At 62.4% G+C, this 25,625-nt stretch carries 22 protein-coding genes and 1 pseudogene; 13 read left to right on the top strand and 10 right to left on the bottom strand.

The features are described from left to right. Nucleotides 1-163 precede the first annotated feature (163 nt). The 4 genes from QA640_RS28750 (at nucleotide 164) to QA640_RS28735 (ending at nucleotide 2,672) form a co-directional block, all read left to right on the top strand. A complete protein-coding gene (locus tag QA640_RS28750) occupies nucleotides 164-1,468 on the top strand; it encodes an Hsp70 family protein (protein ID WP_283036240.1) in 1,305 nt (434 codons plus the stop codon). Nucleotides 1,469-1,707: 239 nt separating this feature from the next. Then, a complete protein-coding gene (locus QA640_RS28745) occupies nucleotides 1,708-1,899 on the top strand; it encodes a hypothetical protein (RefSeq protein WP_283036239.1) in 192 nt (63 codons plus the stop codon). A gap of 12 nt (nucleotides 1,900-1,911) precedes the next feature. Continuing rightward, a complete protein-coding gene (locus tag QA640_RS28740) occupies nucleotides 1,912-2,046 on the top strand; it encodes a hypothetical protein (RefSeq protein ID WP_283036238.1) in 135 nt (44 codons plus the stop codon). 224 nt (nucleotides 2,047-2,270) lie between these two features. Further along, a complete protein-coding gene (locus tag QA640_RS28735) occupies nucleotides 2,271-2,672 on the top strand; it encodes an EF-hand domain-containing protein (RefSeq protein WP_283036237.1) in 402 nt (133 codons plus the stop codon). Nucleotides 2,673-2,983: 311 nt separating this feature from the next. On the opposite strand, the gene QA640_RS28730 is transcribed toward QA640_RS28735, so the two are convergent. Next, the gene (locus QA640_RS28730; protein WP_283036236.1) at nucleotides 2,984-3,427 is read right to left on the bottom strand and encodes an SRPBCC family protein; all 444 of its coding nucleotides are present in this window, start codon (nucleotides 3,425-3,427) and stop codon (nucleotides 2,984-2,986) included. Between the two features lie 377 nt (nucleotides 3,428-3,804). Between QA640_RS28730 and QA640_RS28725 the strand changes: the two genes are divergently transcribed. Then, on the top strand, nucleotides 3,805-5,400 hold the full coding sequence (locus QA640_RS28725) for a 4-hydroxyphenylacetate 3-hydroxylase N-terminal domain-containing protein (protein WP_283036235.1): 1,596 nt from the start codon (nucleotides 3,805-3,807) through the stop codon (nucleotides 5,398-5,400). Here QA640_RS28725 and QA640_RS28720 read toward each other — a convergent pair. After that, a complete protein-coding gene (locus QA640_RS28720; RefSeq protein ID WP_283036234.1) occupies nucleotides 5,375-5,800 on the bottom strand; it encodes a hypothetical protein in 426 nt (141 codons plus the stop codon). The two genes, QA640_RS28725 and QA640_RS28720, sit on opposite strands and share 26 nt — an antisense overlap. Before the next feature lie 234 nt (nucleotides 5,801-6,034). Further along, nucleotides 6,035-6,622 (bottom strand): hypothetical protein, encoded by a 588-nt coding sequence (locus tag QA640_RS28715; protein ID WP_283036233.1) that lies wholly within the window; start codon nucleotides 6,620-6,622, stop codon nucleotides 6,035-6,037. Nucleotides 6,623-6,722: 100 nt separating this feature from the next. On the opposite strand from QA640_RS28715, the gene QA640_RS28710 reads away from it, so the two are divergent. Continuing rightward, nucleotides 6,723-6,947 (top strand): hypothetical protein, encoded by a 225-nt coding sequence (locus QA640_RS28710; RefSeq protein ID WP_283036232.1) that lies wholly within the window; start codon nucleotides 6,723-6,725, stop codon nucleotides 6,945-6,947. Nucleotides 6,948-6,988: 41 nt separating this feature from the next. Here the strand turns inward: QA640_RS28710 and QA640_RS28705 are convergent, their stop codons facing one another. The 3 genes from QA640_RS28705 to QA640_RS28695 are packed head-to-tail and all read right to left on the bottom strand — an operon-like array spanning nucleotide 6,989 to nucleotide 9,818. Then, nucleotides 6,989-7,777 carry an ABC transporter ATP-binding protein gene (locus tag QA640_RS28705; protein ID WP_283036231.1) on the bottom strand — a complete coding sequence of 263 codons (789 nt, stop codon included), beginning with the start codon at nucleotides 7,775-7,777 and terminating at the stop codon, nucleotides 6,989-6,991. After that, nucleotides 7,771-8,790, bottom strand: coding sequence for an ABC transporter permease subunit (locus QA640_RS28700; protein ID WP_283036230.1), 1,020 nt, complete (start codon nucleotides 8,788-8,790; stop codon nucleotides 7,771-7,773). Before QA640_RS28700 ends, QA640_RS28705 begins: the two co-directional genes overlap by 7 nt. Nucleotides 8,791-8,810: 20 nt before the next feature. After that, on the bottom strand, nucleotides 8,811-9,818 hold the full coding sequence (locus QA640_RS28695) for an ABC transporter substrate-binding protein (protein ID WP_283042917.1): 1,008 nt from the start codon (nucleotides 9,816-9,818) through the stop codon (nucleotides 8,811-8,813). Nucleotides 9,819-10,218: 400 nt separating this feature from the next. On the opposite strand from QA640_RS28695, the gene QA640_RS28690 reads away from it, so the two are divergent. Together QA640_RS28690 and QA640_RS28685 are read left to right on the top strand one after the other, a co-directional pair. Then, nucleotides 10,219-10,767: a hypothetical protein gene (locus tag QA640_RS28690; RefSeq protein ID WP_283036229.1), complete on the top strand. Its 549-nt coding sequence runs from the start codon at nucleotides 10,219-10,221 to the stop codon at nucleotides 10,765-10,767. Between the two features lie 125 nt (nucleotides 10,768-10,892). After that, complete coding sequence (locus QA640_RS28685; RefSeq protein ID WP_283036228.1) at nucleotides 10,893-11,330, top strand: cysteine rich repeat-containing protein; 438 nt, start codon at nucleotides 10,893-10,895, stop codon at nucleotides 11,328-11,330. A gap of 151 nt (nucleotides 11,331-11,481) precedes the next feature. Here the strand turns inward: QA640_RS28685 and QA640_RS28680 are convergent. Beyond that, nucleotides 11,482-12,170 (bottom strand): annotated as a pseudogene (locus QA640_RS28680) (L-2-amino-thiazoline-4-carboxylic acid hydrolase). A gap of 410 nt (nucleotides 12,171-12,580) precedes the next feature. Between QA640_RS28680 and QA640_RS28675 the strand changes: the two are divergent. Next, nucleotides 12,581-13,852 carry an MFS transporter gene (locus tag QA640_RS28675; RefSeq protein ID WP_283036227.1) on the top strand — a complete coding sequence of 424 codons (1,272 nt, stop codon included), beginning with the start codon at nucleotides 12,581-12,583 and terminating at the stop codon, nucleotides 13,850-13,852. Between the two features lie 389 nt (nucleotides 13,853-14,241). On the opposite strand, the gene frc is transcribed toward QA640_RS28675, so the two are convergent. The 3 genes from frc to QA640_RS28660 all read right to left on the bottom strand — a co-directional run bounded on the left by frc (nucleotide 14,242) and on the right by QA640_RS28660 (nucleotide 18,187). Next, on the bottom strand, nucleotides 14,242-15,519 hold the full coding sequence (gene frc, locus QA640_RS28670; protein WP_283036226.1) for a formyl-CoA transferase: 1,278 nt from the start codon (nucleotides 15,517-15,519) through the stop codon (nucleotides 14,242-14,244). Nucleotides 15,520-15,671: 152 nt separating this feature from the next. Continuing rightward, nucleotides 15,672-17,405 carry an oxalyl-CoA decarboxylase gene (oxc, locus tag QA640_RS28665; protein ID WP_283036225.1) on the bottom strand — a complete coding sequence of 578 codons (1,734 nt, stop codon included), beginning with the start codon at nucleotides 17,403-17,405 and terminating at the stop codon, nucleotides 15,672-15,674. Between the two features lie 86 nt (nucleotides 17,406-17,491). Then, nucleotides 17,492-18,187, bottom strand: a complete 696-nt coding sequence (locus tag QA640_RS28660; protein WP_051389613.1) for a GntR family transcriptional regulator — start codon at nucleotides 18,185-18,187, stop codon at nucleotides 17,492-17,494. 341 nt (nucleotides 18,188-18,528) lie between these two features. Here QA640_RS28660 and QA640_RS28655 point away from each other — a divergent pair, with 341 nt between their 5' ends. The 4 genes from QA640_RS28655 (at nucleotide 18,529) to gcl (ending at nucleotide 25,618) form a co-directional block, all read left to right on the top strand. Then, nucleotides 18,529-20,658 (top strand): acetate--CoA ligase family protein, encoded by a 2,130-nt coding sequence (locus tag QA640_RS28655; RefSeq protein ID WP_283036224.1) that lies wholly within the window; start codon nucleotides 18,529-18,531, stop codon nucleotides 20,656-20,658. A 245-nt stretch (nucleotides 20,659-20,903) separates the two neighbouring features. Next, nucleotides 20,904-21,755, top strand: a complete 852-nt coding sequence (locus tag QA640_RS28650; RefSeq protein WP_283036223.1) for an IclR family transcriptional regulator — start codon at nucleotides 20,904-20,906, stop codon at nucleotides 21,753-21,755. 117 nt (nucleotides 21,756-21,872) lie between these two features. Further along, nucleotides 21,873-23,675, top strand: a complete 1,803-nt coding sequence (locus QA640_RS28645; protein WP_283036222.1) for an adenine deaminase C-terminal domain-containing protein — start codon at nucleotides 21,873-21,875, stop codon at nucleotides 23,673-23,675. Nucleotides 23,676-23,827: 152 nt separating this feature from the next. Beyond that, entirely contained in the window at nucleotides 23,828-25,618 is a 1,791-nt protein-coding gene (gcl, locus tag QA640_RS28640) for a glyoxylate carboligase (protein ID WP_283036221.1), read from the top strand. Nucleotides 25,619-25,625 lie beyond the last annotated feature (7 nt).

The raw sequence follows: 25,625 nt of genomic DNA, 5'->3' as shown, positions 1-25,625 counted from the left end.
TTTCGCTGATTTCACGAGGTCACCATGTCACTCAAAACTCTTAGCGCCGCGGCGCCGCCATGGGTGCGAATTCCGACCGGGCCACGATGGACCCGGGGTCTTGTCAGGGCCATGCAAAGCCGCTAGTGGTCTGTCCCCTTCCGATCATCTGTCAGAGTGGTTCATGTCGAGCGCCTCGCCCGCCGTCTCGATCGGCATCGATTTTGGGACAAGCAATACGGTCGTCGCGCTCGCGTCGGACGACCGCCGGGTCGAGGCCATCCGCTTCGATCATGGCGGACAACGCCACAGCGTCTTCGTGTCGGCGCTGTGCTTCTGGGAGGACCGGCCGGGCAGCGGAGCTCAGGCTGAAGGTGGCCCGTGGGCGATCGAGCAGTTTCTCGAAGGACGCCACATCTACCGCTTCCTCCAGTCGTTCAAGACCTTCGCAGCCAGCAGCAGCTTCAATTCCACCCAGGTGTTCCGTCAGCGCTACCGCTTCGAGGATATTTTGGCGGCGTTCCTGCGGACACTGACGCGCCATGGCGGAGACAGGTTCGGCTTCGAGACGGCCAACATCACGGTCGGCCGCCCCGTGCGCTTTGCAGGTGGCAATCCCGACGAAGCGCTGGCGATGCAGCGCTATCGCGCCGCGTTCGAACGCCTGGGCGCTGGCCACGCGCGCTATGTCTACGAGCCCGTGGGAGCAGCGTTCTCCTTCGCCCGCCGGCTCGAGCGCGATGCCACCGTACTGGTTGCGGATTTCGGCGGCGGCACCAGCGATTTCTCCGTGATGCGTTTTTCGCGCGCGGGCGGCAGCTTGCGTGCTGAGCCGCTCGGCCATGCCGGCATAGGCATCGCGGGCGACACGTTCGATTACCGCATCGTTGATCACGTCGTCTCGCCGCGGCTGGGCAAAGGCTCCAGCTTCCGCTCGTTCGACAAGGTGCTCCCGATCCCGAACAGCTACTACACCAATCTCGCGCGCTGGCATCAGCTCGCGATGATGAAGAGCAGCGGCGAGTTGCGCGAGCTGCGGGAGCTTTCGCGCACCGCGCTGGAGCCGGCGCCGCTTCAGGATTTCATCACCATCGTCGAGCTCGACCTCGGATTTTCGCTGTACCGTGCGGTGTCCGACGCCAAGGTCGCGCTGTCGGGCCAGGATCAGGTGGACTTCCGCTTCAATGGCGGCGGCGTCGACATTGGCTCGACCATCACACGGAAAAACTTCGAGGCCTGGATTGCCGACGATATCGCCCGGTTAGGAGCCACCATCGACAAGGTGCTGGGCGAGGCCGGCATCACCGCGCGCGAGGTGGAAAAGGTGTTCTTGACCGGCGGGACCTCCTTCGTGCCCGCCGTGCGGCGGCTGTTCGCCGAGCGGTTCGGCAACGAACGGCTGATGTCGGGGGACCAGTTCGAGTCGATCGCCTACGGCCTCGCTTTGATCGGACACAGTCCCGACCCCGACCGTTGGGCCGCCGCCTAAGGCATGATCCGGAAAAGTGCGAAGCGGTTTTCCCTCGCGACAAACACGGAACGCTTTTGCGCGGAGATCATGCGCAAACAACAACCTAAAGCGCGATGATGATTCATCCGAATCTCGTCGCGCTTTAGGGTTCCGCTCATGCACGCCAGCGACGGTTCCGAGAAACCGCCGTCCGGCTCGAACGTTTAACGAATATCGCCGCGTTGTTCTTGGTGCCTCCAACGAAGAGGAGCAACGCCATGTTCAAGCGGGACCGTTTGAAGCGCTTCAAGGAACGCCTGGCCGCATTCGCGAAAGACATGCGGGAAAAGGCCTCAGGGCTGCTGCCGGGCATCGAACAGGAGAACCTATTGCGAAAGGCGCGTCAGGCCGACGTCGCAGCTCGTTTGGATGAATGGGCGGCTTCGCGCGGGTTGCGGCCTCCGAAGTGAGGAGTTCGGCCTATGCTGGAAAAAGTCAGCACCATATTGATTGTCACGTCATTGATCTTGCTGTCCGTGGCGGCGGACTGGATGATTCAGACCGGCATCCGCAACGACGTATCCGCATTGAGAGCCAACGTCATTGCGGTGCGCTAATCGTTGACCGACCGGCCGACCATCGTGAATCGTCTTGGCCCTGGTTCCGGCGATCAGTCAGCCTCAAGGCAAGGTCTCCTGTCGCATGCGCGACGCCAACCAACGCACACACAGCAAGGAATGAAAGGCACAACGCTCGGAAACTCATATCGTCGGCTTCTACTTGGGCGCGCTGTCGATACGACCGCGCCACGAATGAACAATCCCATTGCAGGAGATTTCAAATGTACAGTCGCATTCTGGGACTCACGACATCTGCCCTCATTCTGGCGTACGGCACTGTCGGCGCCTTCGCACAGACCCAGATGACACCCCAACCAGATCAGCAACAGATGCAATCGCATTCCATGGGACAGGAAGGCGCGGGCACGATGGGGCACGGAGGCATGATGGGCGGCGGCATGATGGGACATGTCATGGGGCGCGGCATGGTGGGTGGAGGCGCGATGGGACCACCTTTCATGATGCGCATGATGTTCGCACTGATGGACGCCGACGGCGATGGGACCATCTCACTGCAGGAGTTTCAGGCAGCTCACGAACGGATCTTCAAGGCAATGGATACCAATAAAGACGGCAAGCTTACGCTGGAGGAGATGCAAGCATTCATCCACGGTACCAGGTGATCGGCGTTCCGCGCGGGGGCACCGCTAGCTGGTGTGTGCCCGCTCGCCCGGACGAATGACTCGCATTGGCTCATCACCAGCGAATGTTCGGCGGCTTGCGTCGGCAGGCATGCCCCAGTTGTGATGAAGCGGTCCACCTTCCATGTCGCCCATTGGTCGCCAGGGAGCGCACCTTCTTCGGATGCGTTTCTTACCAAAAGGGCCGCCTCAATGGGCGGCCCTTTCGTCTGACGTCGAAACGGTTCGGCTCACTCCGCGGCCTGCCTGCGCGACGCGTCGAGCCGCTCGCCGCAAAACGCTTCGGCGACGCGCTACTGATTGATCTCGGGCTCGACGAGCCTCGCCAGGTTCCGCAGCGACTCCTGCCAGCCGAGATAGCACGCCTCGGGCGGAATGACGTCCGGTATGCCGGCCTGCGTGATATCCAGCTCGGTGCCGACGGATACTTTCTTCAGGACCACGGTCACCTGGATCTCGCCCGGCAGGTTGGGATCGTCGAACGTGTCGGTGTAGCGAAGGCGTTCGCCCGGAACGAGCTCGACATATTCACCGCCGAACGCGTGGCTGTTGCCGGTCGTGAAGTTCCGGAAGGACATTCTGAATGTGCCTCCGACCTTCGGCTCCAAATGATGCACGGTGCAGGCAAAGCCATTGGGCGGAAGCCATTTCGCCAGCGCATCCGCCTCGAGGAAGGCGCGATAGACTTTCGCGGGGCTGGTCGCCAAGATGCGGTGCAGACGTACGGTGCTAGGCATAATTGTCATCCTCATGAATCGATGGGTCCGAACGGACGTCCGTAGCCCATTCATGCCCCGAGGACGAACGAGACGTGGCCGGCCCGACATGGCGTCGCGGATTTTTTGCTGGGCTGTCATCCCCGACTGCGTTCCTCGTCCGCTTTGAACGCGCACGGCTTCGCCTGGACGCGATGCAAGCGCAACGCTTGCACTTCTTCCGAAAAAGGTAAGCTACCGTTCGGAGGATTTGCCGGTAACCCGTCCCAGGCGTTGCCGTCGCCGTCGTTGGGAAACAGGCCGCCGACGGATTTGCCAACCGGCCGGCACAGCCGTATCGTCAGGTCAAGTTCGGAATACGGACAGGCGTTCGATTATCGAACATATCCGGAGGGAGCATGGCAAACAAGGCGCAGGGCAACGCAGCGGTGACTATCCCGCCGGAGCACACCGGCAACGTTAAAGTCACGCGTCCGCAAACGGGCGCGGAATATCTGGACTCGCTGCGCGATGATCGCGCCGTCTACATCTATGGCGAGCGGGTGAAGGACGTCACCGAGCACCCGGCCTTCCGCAATACCGCGCGCATGACCGCCCGGCTCTACGACGCGCTCCACGACGACAAGCGCAAGGACAAGCTCCTTGTGCCGACCGATACCGGCAATGGCGGCATGACGCACGCCTTCTTCAAGGCGCCAAAAACCCTGGACGATCTGATCGCCGGCCGCAGCGCCATCGCCGAATGGGCGAAGATCACCTATGGCTGGATGGGACGCGCGCCGGACTACAAGGCGGCGTTCCTCGCCACGCTCGGTGCCAATGCCGACTTCTACGAGCCGTATCAGGACAATGCCAAGCGCTGGTACAAGTTCAGCCAGGAGCGCGTGCCGTTCGTCAATCACGCCATCATCCATCCGCCGATCGATCGCGGCCGTCCGGCCAATGAGGTCGGCGACGTCTGCGTTCACGTTGAAACGGAAACCGATGCGGGCATCATCGTGTCCGGCGCCAAGGTGGTCGCGACCGGATCTGTGCTTACCAACTACACGTTCGTGGCGCACCACGGCCAGCTGCCGCTGCAGGACAGGAAATTCGCCGTTGTCTTCATACTCCCGACCAACGCGAAGGGCGTGAAGTTTCTTTGCCGCACTTCGTACGAGATGACATCGACCGTCATGGGCAGTCCGTTCGATTACCCGCTGTCAAGCCGCATCGACGAGAACGACGCTGTGTTCATCCTCGACAAGGTGCTCGTCCCCTGGGAGAACGTCTTCGTCTACGCCGACATCGAAAAGGCCAACAACTTCTTCCCGCGCACCGGGTTTTTGTCGCGTTTTGTCGTGCACGGCTGCACGCGCCTCGCCGTGAAACTCGACTTCATCACCGGCCTGCTGCTCAAAGCCGTAGAGGCCATGGGCAGCAAGGATTTTCGCGGCGTGCAGGTGAACATCGGCGAGATCATCGCCTGGCGCAATCTGTTTTGGGGGCTGAGCGACGCCATGGTGCGCGATCCCAAGCCTTGGATCGGCGACTACATCCAGCCCAACGCTGATCCCGGTAACGCCTACCAAGTGCTCTCGACCATTGCCTATACCAAGATCAAGTATCTGATCGAGCAGATCGTTGCCTCCGGCCTGATCTATCTCAACAGTCACGCCCGTGACTTCAAGAACCCCGAGATCAGGCCCTACATCGATCAGTACATGCGCGGCTCCAACGGCTACAAGGCCGAAGAGCGCGTCAAGCTGATGAAACTGTTGTGGGACACCCTTGGCACGGAGTTTGGCGGTCGCCACGAACTTTATGAGATCAACTATGGCGGCGCCACCGAGCAGATCCGGCTGTTCAACTATTGGGGGGCACTGGCGTCCGGCAATGCCGACCGCTTCAAGGGCTTTGCCGAGGACTGCATGGCCGAGTACGACCTCGACGGTTGGAAGGTGCCCGATCTCACCGATCCCGGCGAGCTCAGCTATCACATGCTGCGTAAGTGAGATCGATGTTGAGCGGCACCGCCATCGATTCCAGACGCTTCCGGTCGGTGATGTCTACGTTCCCGACCGGCGTCGCCGTCATCGCGACCGAATGGTCGGCGAGCTGTTCGGCGCGACGATCAATTCGCTGACGTCGGTGTCGCGCGATCCCTGCATGCTGCTGTTCTGCACGAACGAGGGCAGTTCGACTGGAATGGCGATCCGCCAGCGCGGCCTGTTCTCGGTGAATATTCCGGGCCAGCATCAATCGGACCTGTCCCATCGCTTCACAGGGCAGTTGAAGAGCCGGTTCGAAGATCTGGCCCTGGCATTCAGCGCCGACGGGCTGCCGCTGCTGCAGGGCGCCGCAACCCGGCTCTGCTGCCGCATCGCCACCACAAGGGAGGGGACCCGACGTCATCCTCGGCGAGGTGCTGTCGGGCGAGGAGTCGGCGTGCAGCCCGCTCGTCTTTCACAAGGGCAGCTACGGAAGCCTTCAGCGCTCTTGAGGTTCGCCGCCTTCACGAAAAGGCCGCGCCTTACGCGGGAACCCGCACGACGCGCGACTGGTTGATCTCGGGCTCGACGCGTCTTGGCAGGTTCTCCTGCCAGCCGGGATGGCAGGCCTCAGGCGGAATGGCGGCGTTCACTCACGTCACCGCGCGCTGCCTGTGGTGAGCTCTTGCGAGTGCACCGGGATCATGAGGTGCTCGTTGGGCTTGCCGGGGAACATGACGAAGGGCTGCGTCGCGTCTTTGACATCCAGATCGCGCGGATAGGGACCGAGCATCTCGTGTGCTGCGCCGCCGACGATCATCACGTGCGGCCCGGTCTGGACCCAATGCTGGTGCGTGTGCCGTTCGGTGAAATCGTGATTGCTCGTGCCAGTGTCACCGGCAAGCATGAAAATCAGGCCAATCTTATTCGGCGGGGCCTGATTGGCCTGCAGAGCTTTGCGCCATTCCATGGCGTTCTGGTCATCGCATTCGGGCGTTCCGTACTTGTCGATAAAACACGTGAAACCGTTCGATCCGGTTTGGACGGTCTTAGAGGACCCATCCGGCTGCGGCATGGTGATCGTCGCGTTGTTCACAACCGACGGCGGCGCGGCGGTCTTCACCTTGGCGATATACTCTGGTTCGGTCTTCGGTACTTCCTCCGTCGGAAGAGCCGATGCCGATGTGATCAGGGCTGCCGAAGCTACGCAGAACCCGACCGAGGCGAGAGCATAGAGCTTGTTCATGGCTTACCTCCTTTAATGGGCTGCCTCCATAGTAGATGTAAAATGTCCAGCGGGATGCATCGAGCGACGAGATGAGCGAACCTCAATGCAATCTCGATGAATGTTTGTCTTCATCGATCTGATGTTGGTTCAGGCTTTGCAAGTGACAGCAACTCTGCCCTATGCCGGCGGATGGGTTCGCGTCGTCATCGCAGCGTTGTGGGCGTTGAATTCCGAGGTCATCGAGGCGCTCTCCGAATTCTCAAGACATCGACGGGGTGGCTACCAGGCCGCTGAGGCAATCGCGTTGCAATCGCGGCGAGCACGCCGTGCGGCTGCTCCATGATGCGTATGAGAAGATTTGTTCCGGCGAGCTCCCTTTGACGGCTACCATGCCTCATCGAGGCCGAGATGCTCGAACACCTCGCGACGGAGCTCAACGAAGTGCGGATCGCCTCGGTGGCGGGGATAAGGCTGGCTGTTGATGACTTCGGCCTTGATCCGTGCAGGTCGGTCGCTCAGCACGATGACGCGGCCGGCGAGCAGGAGCGCCTCCTCGACATCGTGCGTGACCAGCAGCGCCGTGAAGCTCGAGCGCTGCCAAAGTGATACAAGTTCCGCCTGCATCGCGATGCGAGTCAACGAGTCGAGCTGGCCCAAGGGTTCGTCGAGAATGAGCAGCTTCGGGTCGTTGACAAGCGCACGCGCCAGAGCCGCGCGCTGCGCCATGCCGCCGGAAAGCTGGTGAGGATAGGCATTGGCGAATCCTGTGAGCCCCACCAGGCGCAACGCGTCTTCAATACGTCCGCGATGGGTGCGTAGCAAGCCGCGTGCTTCCAGACCAAGCGCAACGTTGCTCCACACCGTGCGCCATGGATAAAGCGTGGGGTCTTGAAAAACGACGACGCGCGACGGGTCGGGTGCTTCGATCTCCCTTCCCTCCGTTAGCAGGGAGCCAGTTGTCGGAGTGTCGAGCCCCGCGACCAGCCGCAGCAAGGTCGATTTTCCGCACCCACTCGGCCCCAGGAGAGCGACGAACTCGCCACGGCCGACCTGCAGGCTGATGCGGTCCAATACCGGCAGGGGCTGCCCTTCGAAATTGAAGCGATGGCTCACTTCGCGGAGCGTCAGCGTCGATCCACGGACCGCGTGATCGCTTGCGATCGCCGCTACCATCGCACCAAACCTTTCTGCCAGGATAGCAGGCGGTCACGCAAGCGGAACAGCAGCGTGATCAGCCCGGAGCACAAGAGCGCCATGACAAGCAGCGCCGCGTACATATTGGCATAGGCCGCCCAACCCTGCGCCCATTGCAGATACCAGCCGAGCCCCGCCTTCACGCCCAGCATTTCGGCTACGACAAGAACCGCAAACGAGTTGCCTAGTCCCATGAACAGGCCAACAAAGACATGCGGCATTGCCGCCGGAATGGCAACCTTGAGCACGAGGAAGCGCTGGGTTGCGCCCAAGGTCCGCGCAATATCGTAATAGGCGCTCTTCACGCAGGCGACGCCCGACCAGGTGAGCACGGTGACCGGAAACCCAGTGGCGAGCGCAATCAGGAAAATGCTGGCGCTGAAGCTCGAGGGGAAAACGAAAAATGCGAGCGGCAGCCAAGCCGTCGCGGGCAGCGGCCCGATGAACCGCAAAACCGGGTGAATCCAATACCCGGCGAGCCGCGACCAGCCGATCGCCACGCCGGTCACGAACCCCACCGCCGCACCGAGAAAATAACCGGTCGCCAGCAGACGAGCTGAGGCGAAGATGCCTTCAGCCAGGCGCCCCCAATCGTCGATCGCGACTTCGAGGATGGCCTGCGGCGGAGGAAAGAAAGGTAACGGCAGCAATCCGAGCTTTGCTGTGACGGCCTCCCAGGCAGCAAAAAACAGCGCGAGCGCAAACAGCCACGGAGAAAGCCGCTGGAGACGCTGAAAAGCAACAAAGCGAACGCCGGCGAAAGCCGCCAGGGCGAGGGCAACGGCCAATGCGCCGCAGGCAATGGCGAAGCCGTTCGTGTAGGTCCAATCGCTTTCGGGCTTATCCGGCCAGAACGCAGTGAGCGCGGCGACCATAGACCATGCGGCGGCCACAGACAGTCCGCCGATCAACGACCGAGTGCTTGAACTCTCAAAAAAGCCGAAACCCGATTTCTCTGATGGCCTCGGCACTTCATCGATGACCGAGCTCACTGCGGATCTTCCCAATCGGCTCAGCTTAGAACGTCAAGATAAATCCGGTCGGCGAACTTGACCGGGTCAGTGCTTCGCTTCATGACGTTCACTGCCTTGAGTTCGTCGGTGTAGAGTAGAAGTTGCTTCTTGAGCGTCGCCCCGACCGGATGATTGTGGTGAGCATGGCTGCGATACATGGTGGCGAGGTCCTCTACGGATCCTCTCCCGCCGTAGCCCGAATAGATTGCCGCGGCATCGGCGGGATCGCTGGCAACTCGGTCTGCCCCCTCCAGTATCGATCGGGTCAGAGCGGCCGCCACCGGCATTTCGCTTCGGGTGAGGCTGCCACGTATTGCGAGAACGCAGCAGGTGCGGTCGGCGAATTCACCCGTCAAGTTCGTCGCGATCTCGTTGAGTTTGCCTTCCTTGAGCCAGAGGTAGGGCAGCGGATCTATCTCGGCCAGCGCCTGCACTTCGCCCTTGTCGACGGCAAGCGCGAGCAGATTGGCTGGGTACTGGCGCCACTCTACCTCTTGGGCGGGATCGATGCCCTTTTTTGCGAGGTAGATCGAAAAGAAGTTCTTCGCTGGGCTCGCTTGATCGCTAATTGCGATAACCTTGCCGCGCAGGGATTCCAGGCTGTCAATACTCGCAGCCTTGGAGCCGAGGAGCCGGATGCAGCCGCCGTGCACACCCGCGGTGATCCGAACGTCGAAACCTTGCTCCAGCGGTTTGAGCCAGCGCAGGGCCAATCCCAAACCGGCATCCGCCTTGCCAGTTGCGATCGCCTCCAGCAATTGGTCGGTCGAACCGCCGAAATTGACGAATTCGACATCGAGGTTGTGCTTGGCGAAGATGCCCCGTTCCTTTGCGACTGCCGCAGCGACCGTGCACGCCGCGTTCGCGTTCCATGCGAGCTTGAGCTGGCGGGGCGGGCCCTGCAGCTCTTCACTGCTGGCCGCGGCGCGGCAAATAAAAGGTTCGCCAGGAATATATGACAGCGATCCAGTCCCGGATGCCGTCAGCGCGCGAGCCGCTCCAAACATTCCAAACGGCGCCGTGGCGCCGAGGGTGCAAACCAACGTCAGCACCGAGCGGCGGGAGAAGGCGCCCCGCTTCGCTTCGGACTGACCTTTCGTCAAGCTGTTGCCAATTTCGCGCTTTTCCATGTGTCGCTCCCAAACTTGCGTGTGAATGGAATAGAACTGGGTGGCGCTTTGCGAGGCCCTAGCGCGCCTCTCTCTGGGCATCATCCGAGCCCGTTTGCTGCACATGTATGAAGAGGTTCACATTAACGCAAAACATTGGATGGAGATAGCTGCCGCAGCGATTACCAGCTCTTGTCAATCGTGTTGACCTACTCGTGGCAGCGTCTGTCTCACTATCGCGATCGGCGCGGGTAGATGATCGGCATTTCGGTCGTTCGCACGCACCAGCATGGAGCCTATGTTGCGCGATTTGAGCGACGCCTATACCAAAGATCATGCAGGAAAAGGCGGAACTTCTAACGCCAAGTCCAGCATGCTCGGAATGGTCGGGTTGTCGCAGCAGATCGAAAGCTACTGGTCAGGCTTTGCACCTTTGATCCGTGTCGGCTTTCCACTTCGCTTGTTTGGTCGGGTGAAAGCCATCATGTTGCGCAGGGCATCCTTACAAGGAGGTCGCATGATTACCGCCATTGTCCGATACAAACTGCCGCCGCAGATCGACTATGCCGCGTGTCGCGAGCACTTTCACAAGATCGCACCCAACTTCCGCGAGGTGACGGGGCTGATCAGCAAGCACTTCATCTGGTCCGAAAGCGGCTGGGCGGGCGGCGTGTACCAGTGGGAGCGCATCGAGGACGCCAAGGCGTTCTACACCGGGCCGTGGCTCGATGGTATCATCCAGCGCTACGGCATGAAGCCGCAGATCGATTTATTCGAGGTCTTTGCGGTGACCGACAACACGCGCGGCATGGTTGAGCTGTTCAAGGAGACCGTTGCATCCAAATGATGCCGAGCAGGTCTTGCTCATCTGCTGCGCCAGTGCGGTGAGGGGCGGTCGGGCGACGAGTCCGCGTGCTGTCCGTTGGTGTTCCGCAAGGGCAGATGTGGGAGCTTTCTGCGGGCTTGAGTGGAATGGCGATCGCCGTAAGATATGATCCTATCCGGTCTGAGGGCATCAAAATGGCAGGAATTCGATCCGGGCTCGTCATTGTGATAGCGCTGTTGCTGTCAGATTCCATCGCACTAGCGCAGCAGGCGGGCCCGCCCTGCGCTGGCGACATCAAGACGCTGTGCGCCGGCATTCGACCCGGCGAGGGCAAGATCAAGGCTTGCATAAAGTCTCATCTGAACGACGTGTCGGATGCCTGCCGGGACCGCCTGCTCACGGTGGCGGTGACCGGAAAGATCTGCAAAGCCGACGTCGCGAAACTGTGTGCCGGTATTGCGCCTGGCACCGGCCGCATCAGGGAGTGCATCAAATCGCACGTTGCAGAGCTGAGCGAGCCTTGCAGGGATGCGATGTCCGGAGCGGCCGCGGGCAGGAAGCTCCTGGGAGGCGGGGACCTCTAGCGATCATGGTTCGCTGGAACGCGCATGGCGGGTTTGCGCGGCTGGCCGAGCCGCTCAGGATGACGGCACCGCCGGGGAGTATGACGATCACACCGTAGGTTCGTTGCGTATCGCGGGAGCGCGACGCCAGGAGCGCCTTGTGACCATCGTCCTAGTCCGACCGGAGCCGCGAGAAGCGGAAATTGCAATGGCTGGCACCGCCGGCCAGCGTTTGCGTCCTGTCCAGATGGATGCCTCGCGTGGCATAGGCGTCGAAATCAAGCCCGCAAATGTTCGGCAGGACGTCCTTGTCGCCATGGCGAGCCGCGAATTTGCAGAATCCGCAAGCTCTGTAGTTGATGCCAAATTCAAAGCTGTCACCCGGGCCGGGTTCGACGAAATCGTAGACGAAATCCTCCGGAAACTCGTCTGATGGTCGTCAGTCGTGCTCTTTGCAGCCTGCTCGCGCAGCAAGGTCTGGTTCTCGGCCGACATGAATTGACGCCCCGCGGCGAGACGTTCCGCTTCGGGCACAGTGAGCAATTGCGCCTTGTAGGTCTCCCGCTCGATCTCGCCGATCACGGACAGCGACACGCCGTGTCGCCGCAGCACGCGGCTGATGGCCATGAAGCCCATGAGGCGCATGAAGAAATCGCTCATGCGGCTTGCCGCGCCGCCGACATAGGGCATCTGGGTGAGCACGATCTCGAATTCGTCCATCACCTGCCGCCTGATCCCGTCGATGTCGGAGAGATTTGCGCGTTCGCGTAACATCGCATCGGCAAGGTCGAGGCGATGGCGCATGGCGGCCTCCATTGCACCGCGATGCTGCTCGTAAAAGGGATGGACGATCTCAGCCATTGGACACCTGACTATTGCAAATTCGGCGAAGCTGGTTTCATTGCGCGGCGATCGCCTCGAGCTCCAGCGGGCTGACTGTATCCGGCGACATCGCCGCGGCGCAAAGCATTGTTACTGCGGCTCAGCGCAAGAAAATCTATTGCAAGGCCGCCGTCCATCAGTGTCAAACTGCAGTGCCATGATCTACACCCTTCCGCCATCAACGCGCTCCGCGCCTTCGAAGCTGCCGCGCGGCATCCCAGCTTCAAGCTGGCTGCGCAGCGAGCCTGGCGGACTGATCCGGCGCTCCGCGCATCGAGCAGGCATCAAAACTGCTTGTCAAGCCATCGAAATAGCGCTGGAAGCAGAATAGATAGGAATCGAGGGCCGGCATCACACGTCCTCACTTTTCTGCCTTCCGAATGAATGTCATGACTGAACAAACCCTGACGGAGCCGGTCGATCAGCGGCAAGAGCTCTCCCGCAGCTTTTCGCGCTACCAGTCGATCCTTGTCGCGCTGCTGGCGCTGGTCCAGTTCACGATCATCATCGATTTCATGATCATGTCGCCACTTGGCGCCATCATCATGCCGGCGCTCGATATTTCGGCCGCACAATTCGGGGTGGCGGTCTCGGCCTACGCATTCAGCGCCGGAATCTCCGGCATCCTGGCGGCCGGCTTTGCCGATCGGTTCGATCGCAAATGGCTGCTTTTGTTTTTCTATGCCGGCTTTACCCTTGGAACGGCGCTTTGCGCGATCGCTCCCAGCTATCATGTCCTGCTGCTGGGGCGGATCGTGACAGGCCTGTTCGGCGGTGTGATCGGCTCCGTTGTGCTCGCCATCGTGACCGATCTCTTTGCGCTGCAATTGCGCGGCCGCGTCATGGGCTTCGTGCAAACCGCGTTCGCCGCAAGCCAGGTGCTTGGCATCCCGGCCGGTCTTTTTCTCTCCAACCATTGGAACTGGCACATCGCGTTCGGCGCATTGGTCGGCCTGTCGATGGCCGGTATGCTTGCCGTGCTGTTCTTGATGAAACCGGTGAACGGCCATCTTTTGCTGAAGCAGGACAAGAACCCGTTCCGGCATCTGATGGCAACGGTCGCACATCCCCGCTATTGGATGGCATTCGCGGTGACGACGCTGCTGGCGACCGGCGGCTACATGCTGATGCCGTTCGGCAGCGCCTACACCGTGCACAACCTCGGCATCGATATCATTCATCTGCCGACGATCTATCTCGTCTCCGGCCTGTTCAGCATCGCCATCGGGCCGCTGGTGGGACGCGCGAGCGACGCTTTCGGAAAATACCCCACCTTTGCTTTCGGCAGCGCCATGTCCATCGTCATGGTGCTGATCTACACGCACCTCGGTCAGGTGAGTCTGGCGGTCGCGATCCTGGTCAACGTCTTGATTTTTGTCGGCATCTTTTCACGCATGATCCCGTCGCAGGCATTGATATCCGCAATCCCCGAGCCCGCACAACGCGGCTCCTTCAGCGCGATCGGCGCTTCCCTGCAACAACTGTCCGGCGGGCTCGGCTCCGTGCTCGCCGCCGTGCTCATCGCACAGGATGCCGACGGTTCGCTCAGGCATTTCGACCGGCTGGGGTACGTCGTCGTGACAACGGCGGTGATTTCCTTGATCGTGATGTATTTTGTGCAGAGGCCGATCGCGGCCCAGGCTGGCAAACGCGTCGTTTAAGGCGTCAGTTCCGACGCTGGATAGATACCAATCGGGGCGACCGTGCGCTCAAACACGTTCGCTTCGGATCTTCAACCGGGATGTCCTGCCGGCCGATGTGTAAGGCCCGCGAGCGGCCAGACGATATCGGCGCTTGCGCGGATGTCGGGACGATAGCCGGTATCGGGCGGGGACTCGGCGACGGCGATGATCGACTTTTACCCCTGATTTGCCCGACGCGTCAAGCGATTTCGTAAAATCCGCATCTCCTGTTCCGACGATCATCGGCTCCTTTGCATGGGGTTGTTTTTCGAATTTTGATGGGCACCCGCGGGCGGGAGAGGCGGCACACACACACAAAAGGGCCACCTCAGAGGGCGGCCCTTTCGATTCGGTTCAAAGCTGTTCGATTACTCCGCGGCCTGCTTCTGCGGCGGATCGAGCGCGCCGGACTTGTGGATGTCGGCGACCTGGTGATCGCTGAAGCCCAGCACCTGGCGCAGGATCTCGTCGGTGTGCTCGCCGAGCAGCGGCGAGCGCTGCACGTCGCTCGGTGAATCCGACAGCTTGATCGGATTGCCGACCGAGATGTACTTGCCGCGGGTGGGGTGGTCGACCTCGACCACGGTGCCCGTCGCGCGCAGCGACTGGTCTTCGGCGATCTCCTTCATCGACAGGATCGGGCCGCAGGGGATGTCGTCCTTGTTGAGGATCTCCATCGCCTCGAACTTGGTCTTGGTCATCGTCCACTGCTCGATGCGGGCGAAGATCTCGTTGAGCCGCGGCAGGCGCGCTGCGGGCTTGGCGTAGTTTGGATCGGTCTTCCAGGTCGGTTCGCCGATCACGTCGCAGATCTTCTCCCAGACCGGCGCCTGGGTGATGAAGTAGATGTAGGCGTTGGGATCGGTCTCCCAACCCTTGCACTTCAGGATGCGGCCGGGCTGGCCGCCGCCGGAGTCGTTGCCGGCGCGCGGCACGGCATCGCCGAACGGAATGCCTTCGCCGAACTGGCTGTATTCCTTGAGCGGACCGTGGGCGAGGCGCTGCTGGTCGCGCAGCTTGACGCGGCAGAGGTTGAGCACGCCGTCCTGCATCGCGGCGGTGACGCGCTGGCCCTTGCCCGAATGCGTGCGCTGATAGAGCGCGGTGACGATGCCGAGCGCCAGATGCAGGCCGGTGCCGCTGTCGCCGATCTGCGCGCCGGTGACGAGTGGCAGGCCGTCGCGGAAGCCGGTGGTGGAGGCCGAGCCGCCGGTGCACTGCGCGACGTTCTCATAGACCTTGCAGTCTTCGTACGGTCCGGGACCGAAGCCCTTGATCGAGGCGACGATCATCTTCGGGTTGATCGCCTGGATCTTCTCCCAGGGGAAGCCCATGCGGTCAAGCACGCCCGGGCCGAAGTTCTCGACCAGCACGTCGCACTTCTTGATCAGCTCGGTGAGAACCTCCTTGCCCTTGGGGTTCTTGGTGTCGAGCGTGATCGAGCGCTTGTTGTGGTTCAGCATGGTGAAATACAGGCTGTCCACGTTCGGGATGTCCTGCAGCTGACCGCGGGTGATGTCACCGACACCGGGACGCTCCACCTTGATCACGTCGGCGCCGAACCATGCCAGCAATTGCGTGCAGGTCGGCCCCGACTGGACGTGGGTGAAATCAAGAATGCGAACGCCCGTGAGCGCCTTGGTCATCGTGTTTGCTCCTGTTACCTGTTCTGTTTCCGTCATGCCCGCGAAGGCGGGCATCCAGTATTCGCCGTCTATTCAGTTGGGCTCAGTGCTCGCCATCAACGATGGTGCGGCGATTACTGGATTCCCGCCTGCGCGGGGAATGACCCGAGTGTTCACTTCTTCTTCTGCAGAACGCTCTGCGGATTGAGGTTGCCAATGCGGCCGCTCTCCGAGCCCGCGGCCGGATCGATCACCGCATTGATCAGCGTTGGCTTGCCAGACTTGATCGCCTCGTTGACGGCGCGCTTCAATTCGTCTGGCGAGGTGGCGTTCACGCCGACGCCACCGAAGGCTTCCATCATCTTGTCGTAGCGCGCACCCTTGACGAACACGGTGGTCGCCGGATCCGAGTTGGCGCTGTTGACGTCGGTGCCGCGATAGATGCCGTCATTGTTGAAGATGACGACGCAGACGGGCAAATTGTAACGGCAGATGGTCTCGACCTCCATGCCGGAGAAGCCGAAGGCGCTGTCGCCTTCCACCGCGAGCACGGGGTTGCCGGTCTCGAGCGCAGCCGCGATTGCCTGGCCCATGCCGATGCCCATCACGCCCCAGGTGCCGACGTCGAGACGCTTGCGCGGCTTGTACATGTCGATCACGCCGCGAGCGAGATCGAGCGTGTTGGCGCCCTCGTTGACCAGGATCGCGTCGGGATGCTCCTTGATGATGGTCTTCAGCACGCCGAGCGCGCCGTGATAATCCATCGGCGACTTGTTGTTCATGAGCTTCGGCGCCATCTTGGCGACGTTCTCTTCACGCTTGGTCGAAACGGCCTTGGTCCATTCGGCCGGTGGCGCGGTCCAGCCCGCAGCCATCGCCTGGTTGAAGGCGGAGACGACGGAGCCGATGTCGCCGACGACGGGCGCGACGATCTCGACGTTGGAGTCCATCTCCCTCGGCTCGATGTCGATCTGGATGAACTTCTTGGGCGCTTCGCCCCAGCTCTTGCCCTTGCCGTGCGAGAGCAGCCAGTTGAGCCGCGCGCCGATCAAAAGGACGACGTCCGACTCTTTCAGCACCGTCGAGCGGGCAGCGCCGGCGCACTGCGGATGGGTGTCGGGCAGGAGGCCCTTGGCCATGCTCATCGGCAGGAACGGCACGCCGCTCTTCTCGACGAAGCTCTTGATCTCCTCGTCGGCCTGCGCATAGGCCGCGCCTTTGCCGAGGATGATGAGGGGACGTTTTGCGCTCTTCAAAACCTCGAGGGCGCGCTTCACCGACGCGGGCGAGGGGATCTGCGCGGGCGCGGCATCGATCACCTTGACCAGCGACTTCTCGCCGGCGTCTGCGTTCATCACCTGGCCGAACAGCTTTGCCGGCAGGTCGAGATAGACGCCGCCGGGACGGCCCGAGACCGCGGCGCGGATCGCGCGGGCCAGACCAATGCCGATGTCCTGGGCGTGCAGCACGCGATAGGCCGCCTTGCACAGCGGCTTTGCGATCGCGAGCTGGTCCATCTCCTCATAGTCGCCCTGCTGGAGGTCGACGATCTCGCGCTCGGAGGAGCCCGAGATCAGGATCATCGGGTAGCAGTTGGTGGTGGCGTGGGCCAGCGCAGTGAGGCCGTTGAGGAAGCCGGGCGCCGACACGGTGAGACAGACGCCGGGCTTCTTGGTGAGGAAGCCGGCGATGCCTGCCGCGTAGCCTGCGTTCTGCTCGTGGCGGAACGAGATCACGCGGATCCCCGCGGCCTGCGCCATGCGGCCCAAATCCGTGATCGGGATGCCCGGCACATTATAAATGGTGTTGATGCCGTTCAGCTTGAGCGCGTCGATGACGAGATGAAAACCATCCGTCAATTCCTGCTCGGTGCCCGGTGCTTCGGACTTGGTCGCGGTATTCAGCATGGGCCTTGTCTCCCTGGTCTCAAGGTACCGTTTTCGGTATTCGGGGCGAATGGCTCGCCCTTCTGGTGAAGTTGCTGGCTCAACAGCTACGTGAAGAGCTCCTGGCCATGCGCTTCGACGTAAGCCGCAAGGCCAAGGGTATGATCGCGGGCGCGCTTCTCGGCGAGTTCGGTATCGCGCGCTTCGAGCGCTTCGATGATGCCGAGATGCTCGGGCAGCGAGGTCGCGGTGCGATCCTTCCGTCCGATCGTCAGCTGCCGGTAGCCGCGCACGTGCAGGAGCAGATCGTTGGTGAGGTCGACGAGGATCGGCGATTCCGACAGCGAGATCAGCGCCTGGTGGAAGGCGATGTTGGCGCGCGAATATTCCTCGATGTGATCCTCGGGCAGGCGATCCTTGCCGAAATCCTTGAAATAGTCGCGCAGCGCCGAAATGTCCTTCTTGCGCGCGGTGGTGGTGATCAGGCGCGCCGCCATGCTCTCGAGCGCGGCCCAGGCACGGATCATGTCGACGATCTCGCTCTTGGTCCTGCGCACCACCATGATGCCCCGGCGCGGCACGGTCTTCACGAAGCCGTCCTGCTCGAGCATCGCGATCGCTTCGCGGATCGGCGTGCGGCTGACGCCCAGGCGTTCGGACAACGCGCGCTCGTCCAGCATCACCGGCTCGGGCGTCGAATAGATGTCCATCTTGAGGATCGCTTCCTTCAAGGCGTCATACGCCTTGTTCTTGAAGCTGCTCTCCGGGGCAATGCGGACGATTGCCAGATCTGCCTCGGCCATGTTGGGCGACGCCTTGATTTGTTTCACGACGATTCTCCTCCTCAGGGGGAGTCGTCTTTTACAGGAATATTTGCCGAAATGTTTTTGGCATACCACATGCCAGAATGTCAAGTCGGCTAATTTTTTGCGGGGCTTTGGCCCCATCACCCGGCTTGACAAGTCGGCTTCTGGCATACCAAATGCCATTGCCAGCCATTTTTGATCCAAGCCGGGCGGGGTAAACTCGGGCTCTCGGCCCTCCGTTCCGTCGCATGGAACCAGGCGCGGCAAATGGCAAGCATCACGGGCAGCCGCATACGCGCGCCTTGCAAAGCAAGATCTGAGGTCAAGGGAGAAACCACATGTCGAATTCCAAAGAGGCCGTCCGCAGGGTGCTTGACCAGGTCAAGGCCGACAACCGGACCAGCCTGACGGCCCCCGAAGGCAAGCTCGTCTGCGATGCCTATGGCATTCCGGTGCCAAAGGAGGGGGTGGCGAAGTCGGCGGGCGAGGCCGGCAAGATGGCTTCCTCCATGGGCTTCCCGGTCGTGATGAAGATCGTCTCGCCCGACATTCTCCACAAGACCGAAGCCGGCGGCGTCATCGTCGGCGTCAAAACGGCGCAGGACGCCGAGAAAGCCTACGAGACCATTCTTTCCAACGCCAAGAAGTACAAGGCTGATGCCAAGATCGAGGGCATCCAGGTCCAGCAGATGCTGGCCGGCGGCACCGAGGTCATCGTCGGCTCGATCACCGACGGTTCCTTCGGCAAGCTGGTTGCCTTCGGCCTCGGCGGCGTGCTGGTCGAGGTGTTGAAGGACATCACTTTCCGCCTCGCACCCGCAACCGAGGAGGATGCGCTGTCGATGCTCGACGGCATCCAGGCGCGTGAGATCCTGAAGGGCGTTCGCGGCGGCGAGCCGGTGAACCGCACGGCGCTTGCCGACGTCATCGTCAAGGTCTCGCGGCTCGTCACGGACTTCCCGGAGATTGTCGAGCTCGATCTCAACCCGGTGTTCGCGACCCCAAAGGATGCGACCGCTGCTGACGTACGCATCGTCGTCGACTTCGCCTACAAGCCCAAGCCGAAGCCGCGTCCGACGGAGGAGATCGTCGCGGCGATGAACCGCATCATGCAGCCGAAGGCGGTCGCGGTGATCGGTGCCTCGGCCGAAGACGGCAAGATCGGCAACTCCGTGATGAAGAATCTCATCAACGGCGGCTACAAGGGTGAGATCATTCCAATCCATCCCAAGGCCGCCGAGATCCTCGGCTACAAGGCCTATAAGAGTGTCAAGGACGTGCCGGGCGTGGTCGACGTCGCGGTGTTCGCGATCCCTGCAAAGTTCGTTGCCGGCGCGCTGACCGAATGCGGCGAGAAGAAGATCCCGGGTGCCGTTCTGATTCCGTCAGGGTTCGCGGAAGCGGGGGCGCCGGAGCTCCAGGCGGAGATCGTCGAGGTCGGCAAGAAGTACGACATCCGCCTGATGGGGCCGAACATCTACGGCTTCTACTATACGCCCGCAAATCTCTGCGCGACCTTCTGCACGGCCTATGACGTGAAGGGCCACGCGGCGCTGTCGTCGCAGTCGGGCGGCATCGGCATGGCCATCATCGGCTTCTCGCGCTCGGCGAAGATGGGCGTCTCCGCGATCGTCGGCCTCGGCAACAAGTCTGATATCGACGAGGACGATCTGCTCGCCTTCTTCGAGCAGGATCCGAACACCAACCTGATCGCGCAGCACTGCGAGGACCTCAAGGACGGTCGCGCCTTTGCGGAAGCCGCCAAGCGCGTCTCCAAGATGAAACCGGTCGTCGTGCTCAAGGCCGGCCGCACCTCGGCTGGCGCCAAGGCGGCATCCTCGCACACCGGCGCGCTGGCCGGCAACGACAGGATCTATGAGGACGTGTTCAAGCAGTCCGGCGTGATCCGCGCGCGCTCCCTGCGTCAGCTGCTCGAATTCGCCCGCGGCGTGCCGGTGCTGCCGACGCCGAAGGGCGAGAACGTGCTGATCATCACCGGTGCCGGCGGCTCGGGCGTGCTGCTGTCGGACTCCTGTGTCGACAACGGCCTGTCGCTGATGTCGATGCCGCCGGATCTCGATGCGGCCTTCCGCAAGTTCATCCCGCCGTTCGGCGCGGCCGGAAATCCTGTGGATATCACCGGCGGCGAGCCGCCGATCACCTACGTCAACACGGTGAAGCTCGGTCTCTCCGACGATCGCATCCACGCGCTGATTCTCGGTTACTGGCACACGATCGTCACCCCGCCGATGGTGTTCGCGCGCAACATGGTTGAGGTGAAGAAGGAGATGGAGGCCAAGGGCTTCGTGAAGCCCATGGTCGCCTCGCTCGCCGGCGACGTCGAGGTCGAAGAGGCCGCCGAATATCTCTACCAACACGGCATCCCGGCCTACGCCTATTCGACCGAGCTGCCGGTCGAGGTTCTCGGCGCCAAGTACAAGTGGGCGCGCGGGGCAGGGCTGCTCTGAGCTGGCGAAGAAGAGATGCCGCTTCGGAAGTCTCCGGAGCGGTATTGTGCTCCCATCGGGCAAAGCGCACTTGAATTGCCGCCACGTCGGAGGTGCTGAACCTCTCCCATAGGTGAGGTCGGCGCGGAGCGCCGGGTGAGGGGCTCCGCGCCATCCGTGGACCTGAGACCCCTCACCCGATTTGCTGCGCAAATCGACCTCTCGCCGATGGGGAGAGGTAAGATCGCGGGCAGAGGCAGGTCGCGATGAGCAAGAACGTGATCCGGCGCAAGTCACTCGAACCTCGATCGCCTGCGGAGGCTGATCCCGAGGCGCGCGACGGCGGCGTGCAGTCGGTCGACCGCGCGCTGTCGATCATCGAGACGCTGGCCGAGGACGACGAAGGCTATCGCCTGAGCGATCTCGCCGTGCGCACCGGGCTGTCGGCATCGACCGTTCATCGCCTGCTGGCGACTCTGGAAAGCCGCCGCTTCGTGCAGTTCGATCGCGCCGAATCAAAATGGCACGTCGGCGTACGCAGTTTTACCGTCGGCGCCAGCTTCGCGCGGCGGCGCAATTTCACGGCGCAGGCCATTCCCTACCTTCGCAAGCTGCGCGATCTCACCCGCGAGACCGCCAACCTCGCCGTCGTCGACGACGAGTTCATCATCGTGCTGACGCGCATGGAGAGCCGCGAGATCATGCGCTCGCTGACCAAGGTCGGTGGCCGTGTCGCGATGGTGACCTCCGGCGTCGGCAAGGCCGTGCTGGCGACCTATTCGGACGAGGATGTCGGCGCGGTTATCCGGCATCACGGCATGCCGAGGCTCACGGAGAAGTCGATCGTGCGGCCGAGTGACCTGTTCAGGGAGCTCGCGACGATCCGCAAGCAGGGTTTTGCGGTGGACGATGAGGAGGCGCAGATCGGCCTTCGCTGCGTCGCGGCCGTGGTCTACAACCCCAGCGCCGAGCCGCTCGCCGCGATCTCCGTCTCCGGCATGACGAGCCGCATCACGGACGCGCGGTTACCGGAAATTGGGCGGATGGTGCGCGAGGTGGCGGCAGAACTGACGGCGGCGCTGGGCGGCGCGGTGCCCCAGGCCGCCGACAGGGGTTGAAGACGGGGCATCTGTCCCGTTTGCCCAATGCGTAAGCAGCGGTGCCGTTTTATTTGAGTTGCCCCTGCACACGGAGGGCGCAACCATCGCGGGCCAATCACGCCCTGCGAGAGTCTGATGACCCGACTGACCCGCTTTGCCGTCGCGCCGCTGTATGACATGACCCGCCGCCTTGCCGATGTTGCGTCCGGGCGCGTCGCGCCTGACCTCGTCATCACGGGGGCGCGGGTGCTGTCGACCTATTCGGAGCGCGTCCATCCGAACCGCGAGGTCTGGATCACGGGCGGCCGGATCGCAGCGGTGAAGCCGGCGGGCACGGCCAAAAAGGCCTGGAGCGGCGTGGCGGTTTATGACGCTGCCGGCGGCATCATCGCGCCGGGGCTCGTCGATCCGCATATCCACATCGAATCCTCGATGGTGACGGCCTGTGCCTATGCCGAGGCCGCGCTGCTGAACGGCACGACCACCATCTTCTGCGACAGCCACGAGATCGGCAACGTCATGGACGTCGCCGGTGTCGAGGCGATGCTTCTGGACGCGCGCGAGGCGCCGCTGTCGATCTTTCTGACGGTGCCGTCGACGGTGCCTGCGACCTCGCGTGAGCTGGAGACTGCCGGCGGCGACCTCACGCCCGACAAGATCGCCGGCCTGTTCGATCGCTGGCCGGAGGCGGTCGCGCTCGGTGAGAAGATGGATTTCGTGCCGGTGACTATGGGCGATGAGCGCAGCCATGCGATCCTTGCCGCTGCGCTCAAGCGCGGGCGTCCGGTGTCGGGTCATGTCTATGGCCGCGAATTCGTCGCAGCCTATGCGGCAAGCGGCGTCACCGACACGCACGAGGCGATCGATCGCGATATCGCCGATGACCTGCTCGATGCGGGTGTCTGGGTCTTCCTGCGCGGCGGGCCGCCGACGACGCCCTGGCACTCGCTGCCGCAGGCGATCCGCACCATCACCGAGCTCGGTGCCTCGCACAAGCGCATGGCGGTGTGCACCGACGACCGCGATGCCGACGATCTCTTCCTGTTTGGCCTGGACTGGGTGGTGCGCGAGGCGGTGAAGGCGGGGATGTCGCCGGAGCAGGCTTGGTCGATGGGCTCGCTGCATGGCGCGACGCGCTTCAACATGGAGGGCGAGATCGGCGGCCTCGGCGGCGGCCGGCGCGCCGATCTCGTGCTGATGGATGACAATCTGAAGCCGCAATGCACCTGGTATGGCGGCGAACTGGTCGTCGAGAAGGGCAGGATCACAGAGCTCCTCGATCAGGCGCTGTCGCAGCGCTATCAATATCCGAAGGCGGCCTATGCGACCGTCAAGCTGCCGGAACAGCTCAAGCTGACGCCGGAGCTGCCGGCGAAGGCTTGCACTGTCAACGCGATCAAGACCGCGCTTCCCGGCATCACGCTGATCCACGAGAAGGTCAGAATAGAGCCGGCGAAGGATTGGGCGACGCTGTTTGCGCGGCACGGCCTGTGCTTCGTGACGGTGGTCGAGCGCCACGGCAAATCGGCCGGCAACGTCGCCTATGGCCTGCTGAAGGACTTTGGCCTCAAGCGCGGCGCGGTGGCCTCCAGTGTCGGGCACGACAGCCACAACATCATCGTCGCCGGAACCAACGAAGCCGACATGCAGGTGGCGATATCAGCCATCAAGGAGCGTCAGGGCGGCGTCTGCGTCGTCGCTGATAGCAAGGTGAGGGCGCTGGTGCCGCTGCCGATCGCAGGGCTGCTCTCGGACAAGCGCGTCACCGAGGTCGCCGAGGAGGTGCGAGCGCTGAAGACGGAATGGGCGGAAGCCGGCTGCACCATCCCCTACATGGGCTTCAATCTGATCCCCCTATCGGTCATTCCGGAAATTCGCATCACTGACAAGGGGCTCGTACTGGTGCCGCAGATGGAGCTCGCGCCGCTGTTCGAGTAGCCGCTTTCACGCGTATCTCGATCTAACCGATTGAGACAGCCGCAATTTTTCTGCGGCTGCCGCATCGTGGAAAATAAAATCGATCTCGTTGAGCGCAGCCTGCGCGCGCCTGATGATCACGCTCGAAGTGAGGCAACCGAGCGAGGTCCGATATGGCGAAGATGCGAGCCGTCGATGCAGCCGTGCGAATTCTGGAGAAGGAAGGCATCTCGACCGCCTTCGGCGTTCCCGGGGCCGCGATCAATCCGCTCTACTCCGCGCTGAAGAAACGCGGCTCGATCCGCCACATCCTGGCGCGCCATGTCGAGGGCGCCTCCCACATGGCGGAGGGCTATACGCGGGCGAAGGCCGGCAATATCGGCGTCTGCATCGGTACGTCAGGGCCAGCCGGTACCGACATGATCACCGGGCTCTATTCGGCGATTGCCGATTCCATTCCGATCCTCTGCATCACCGGCCAGGCGCCGCGCGCGCGGCTCTACAAGGAGGACTTTCAGGCGGTCGATATCGAATCCATCGCAACGCCCGTGACCAAATGGGCAGTCACCGTGCGCGAACCCGCGCTGGTGCCGCGCGTGTTCAGCCAGGCCTTTCACGTGATGCGCTCGGGGCGCCCCGGCCCGGTGCTGATCGACATGCCGCTCGACGTGCAGCTCGCCGAGATCGAGTTCGACGACGAGACCTATGAGCCGCTGCCTGTCTACAAACCGACCGCGACGCGCAAGCAGGTCGAGAAGGCGCTGGAGATGCTGAACGCCGCCGAACGGCCGCTGATCGTGGCGGGTGGCGGTATCATCAACGCCGATGCCTCCGACCTGCTCGTCGAATTCGCCGAGACCGTGAACGTGCCTGTTGTCCCGACGCTGATGGGGTGGGGCGCGATCCCCGACGATCACGTTCTGATGGCCGGCATGGTCGGGCTGCAGACCAGTCACCGCTACGGCAATGCCACCATGCTCGAATCCGATTTCGTTCTCGGCATCGGCAATCGCTGGGCCAACCGGCACACCGGCTCAATCGAGACCTACACCAAGGGCCGCAAATTCGTGCATGTCGACATCGAGCCGACGCAGATCGGGCGCGTCTTCAATCCCGATCTCGGCATCGTCTCGGATGCGAGGGCAGCTCTGGAGTTGTTCGTTACCGTCGCCAGGGAGTGGCGGCGGACAGGCAGGTTGCGCGAGCGCCAGGCGTGGCCCGCGGCCTGCCGAGATCGCAAGCGTTCGATGCTGCGCAAGAGCCATTTCGATAATGTCCCAATCAAGCCACAGCGCGTCTATGAGGAGATGACAAAGGCGTTCGGACGCGACACCACCTATGTCACCGTGATTGGTCTTTCGCAGATCGCCGGCGCGCAGTTTTTGGGCGTCTACAAGCCGCGCAACTGGATCAACGCCGGACAGGCCGGCCCGCTTGGCTGGACGCTGCCTGCGGCCCTCGGCGTGCGCGCAGCGTGTCCGGATCGCGACATCGTGGCATTGTCGGGCGATTACGACTTCCAGTTCCTGATCGAGGAGCTCGCGGTCGGCGCGCAGTTCAATCTGCCCTACATCCACGTTGTCGTGAACAACTCCTATCTCGGCCTGATCCGCCAGGCGCAGCGCGGCTTCGATATGGACTATCATGTCCAGCTTTCCTTCGAGAACATCAACGCGCCCGAGCTCGGCGTCTACGGCGTCGACCACGTTGCGGTCGCCGAAGGCCTTGGCTGCAAGGCGATCCGCGTCACCGATCCCAAGGACGCGCACGCCGCGTTCGCGACAGCGCGTGAGTTGATGGCGAAACACCGCGTGCCGGTGGTGGTCGAGTTCATCCTCGAACGCGTCACCAACATCGCGATGGGAACGGAGATCGACAACATCGTCGAGTTCGAGGAAGTGCTCGATCTGCCGCTCGATGAGGTCGAGGGCACGCGCCCGGGCGTGTTGCAGCCGGCGGAATAGGGAGAAC

It is taken from the genome of Bradyrhizobium sp. CB82 (assembly GCF_029714405.1).
In the GTDB taxonomy this organism is placed as follows: Bacteria; Pseudomonadota; Alphaproteobacteria; order Rhizobiales; family Xanthobacteraceae; genus Bradyrhizobium.
The sequence above is the reverse complement of the archived record's forward strand: the minus strand, read 5'-3'. Positions and strand labels throughout refer to the sequence as shown.